Origin of the sequence: Mesorhizobium sp. M7A.F.Ca.AU.001.01.1.1, from assembly GCF_004022735.1 — a bacterium.
In the GTDB taxonomy this organism is placed as follows: Bacteria; Pseudomonadota; Alphaproteobacteria; order Rhizobiales; family Rhizobiaceae; genus Mesorhizobium; species Mesorhizobium ciceri.
Map to the genome: position 1 here is coordinate 1 of NZ_RZPF01001309.1, position 621 is coordinate 621.

General features: G+C 64.6%; 2 protein-coding genes. Both read left to right on the plus strand.

Annotated elements, in window-relative coordinates; genetic code table 11:
* Positions 1-187: isochorismatase family protein (locus EN884_RS37855; RefSeq protein ID WP_128361226.1), on the plus strand; the 187-nt coding region annotated here is incomplete at its 5' end.
* A gap of 27 nt (positions 188-214) precedes the next feature.
* Positions 215-621, plus strand: a 407-nt coding sequence (locus tag EN884_RS37860) for a sodium:proton antiporter (RefSeq protein WP_206617785.1), incomplete at its 3' end; no start/stop codon positions are given.

The following is a 621-nucleotide window of genomic DNA, read 5'->3' on the forward strand; positions in this document are numbered from 1 at the left end:
GACCCTGGTCGGGCTGGCGACCGATTTCTGCGTCGGCTTTTCGGCGCTGGATGCCGTCAGCCAGGGCTTCAAAACCACAGTGCGGCTGGATGCCTGCCGCGGCATCGATCTCAACGGTTCGCTCCATGCCACGCTGCAGCGCATGCGCGACGCCGGCGTGAGGCTCGAAGACCCTTTGTCGGACTGACGGATCGTGAGGCGCAAGAGGGGCTTTTTGTGGGTCGCGACGAAGGCGGCAATCGTCGTGGCCGTGCTGTTTCCGGCACAGGCTTTCGGGGCGGAGGAACACGGCCTGCCCGGCGCTTCGATGTCGCTGTGGTGGGCGCTGCCCTTTGCCGGGCTGCTGTTGTCGATCGCCACTGGTCCGCTGCTGTTTCTTCATGTCTGGGAGCATCACTACGGCAAGATCGCGGCCCTTTGGGGCGCTCTGGTGGTCCTGCCGCTGGCGGTCGCCTTCGGTGTCCCCACAGCGACCGAAGCGGTGCTGCATGCGTTGCTCACCGAATACATGTCGTTCATCATCCTGCTGTTTGCGCTGTTCACCATTTCCGGCGGCATTCTCCTTGCCGGCAACATTCACGGCACGCCGCTGGTGAATGCCGGCCTGCTGCTGGTCGGCGC